This window comes from Mycobacterium sp. PO1, assembly GCF_017312405.1.
In the GTDB taxonomy this organism is placed as follows: domain Bacteria; phylum Actinomycetota; class Actinomycetes; order Mycobacteriales; family Mycobacteriaceae; genus Mycobacterium.
The window spans coordinates 1-1,548 of the sequence record NZ_BLTG01000152.1 but is presented as its reverse complement, the minus strand read 5'-3'; the positions used below and the strand labels follow the sequence as shown (position 1 = coordinate 1,548).

At 72.3% G+C, this 1,548-nt stretch carries 3 protein-coding genes; all 3 read right to left on the bottom strand.

Going from position 1 to position 1,548, the window contains the following annotated elements; all coding sequences use genetic code 11:
• On the bottom strand, window positions 1–732 hold a 732-nt coding region (locus J3476_RS28135; protein ID WP_373889154.1), incomplete at its 3' end, for a DUF6779 domain-containing protein.
• Between the two features lie 77 nt (window positions 733–809).
• Window positions 810–1,286: a DUF3180 domain-containing protein gene (locus tag J3476_RS27735; protein ID WP_207069461.1), complete on the bottom strand. Its 477-nt coding sequence runs from the start codon at window positions 1,284–1,286 to the stop codon at window positions 810–812.
• A partial coding sequence (locus J3476_RS27730; RefSeq protein ID WP_207069460.1) for a 2-amino-4-hydroxy-6-hydroxymethyldihydropteridine diphosphokinase occupies window positions 1,277–1,548 on the bottom strand: 272 nt, incomplete at its 5' end. The genes J3476_RS27735 and J3476_RS27730, both read right to left, overlap by 10 nt.

Here is a 1,548-nt window from a genome sequence, read left to right as displayed (position 1 = left end):
CGTTGGTCCCGCGGGGCGGGACGGGGCCTGCGGGGCCCATTGCGACCGGACCTCCTGATCGGCGCGATGCCGCCGCGAACCGTCGTCGCCCGACCGTCGGTGCGACCCGCGCGGTTCGGTGGCCGCCGCAGGGCGCTCCCCCTCGGGCGGATGCGGTTCGGCCGGCACATCGATGATCGGGCTCTCCTCGGTGTGCGGATCGACCTCCTCGACCTCGGCGTAACCCTCGTCGGCGGTGCCCTCGGTGTCGATGCGGCTGCTGCTGACCCGGCCGGCGGTGTCGCTGCGGGGCGTCCACGGTCCTGCCTCCGGGCTGCGGTCGGCCTCGATGGCGTGCCGGTGCGACAGGTCGGCGTCGAACAGGAACTCCAGATTGGCCCGCAGTGCGGCCAACTCGGCGCGCAGCGCCGAAACCTCATCGGACTGCTGGGCACGCAGTTCGGCGACCAGCTCACGGCGCAGCTGCGCCTCCACCGACAGCTCGTACTCCCGACGCGCCGAGATCTCCCGGTCCAGCTGCAGGTCGTACACGAGTTTCAGATCACGCACCTTGGCCTGATCGCTGTCGCTCTGACGGCGATAGATCACCGAGACGAAGGCGGCGACCACCGCGGCCCACAGCGCGAGAATCACTGCGAGCTTGAGCAGTTCGACCCGGTTGGNNGTCATCAGGATCCAACCGGGCCGGCGTCCGCCGCGCCGGAGCCGGGCGCCGCGGGTCGGATCGGTCATGGGGCGACTGTACCCGCCACAGGTCGTCTCGCGTGTCGACCCGGACGGCGATTCGGCCCGCGCACTGACGGATTCGCTCAGTTCGGCGCCGGATCGGCGTCTTCGGCGGGATCGTCGGGAGAGCGGCAGCAATGCTGCAGCCACAACCCCGCGACGATCAGCGCCAGCGCGCACAGCGCTGCCACCACCGCGCCCGGGGTGTCCTCAGCGGCCACCCGCAGCTCGGATCGCCGCGGCAGCAGGTAGACCACCACGGCCAGCCACCAGCCCAGCACGACGCTGCCCATCCACGCCGACGCCTTGGCGATCACCACCGAGCGGGCCACCGCCAGCGGATGCAGCCGGCCGCCCCCGACGCCGATCTCGCCGTCCCGGATCCGGGCGCGCACCAGGAAGCCCCACCCCGCGATGACGGCAGCCAGCCCCAGCAGCGACACCCCGGTCCACAGCGTCAGCGGTGGGAAGTACCGGTACACCGCCCGCACCAGCAGGTAACCCAGCAGCCCGGTGACGACCACGGCGAGGGTCAGATCACGCTTCCGGGTCAGCCCCATCGGCGTCCCGTCCGCAGCACGTGCCCGGTGCGGCGCACACCGGCCCGCTCCTGCTCGTCGAGCGCGTCCAGCAGCTCGGCGACCGGCCTCGGCTCACCCGCGACGCTCAGCGTCGCCGTCGGGTCCACGTCGAGCCAGGGCACCAGCACGAACGCCCGGACGTGCGCATACGGGTGCGGCAACGTGAGCTCGGCGTCGGCGCTGGTGATCTCGCCGTCCGGCCCATGACAACTGACCAGGTCGACGTCGAGGGTGCGCGGTC

Coding starts and splice junctions, on each gene's coding strand:
- J3476_RS27735 (WP_207069461.1), bottom strand. CDS start 1,286: ATGGGGCTGACCCGGAAGCGTGATCTGACCCTCGCCGTGGTCGTCACC.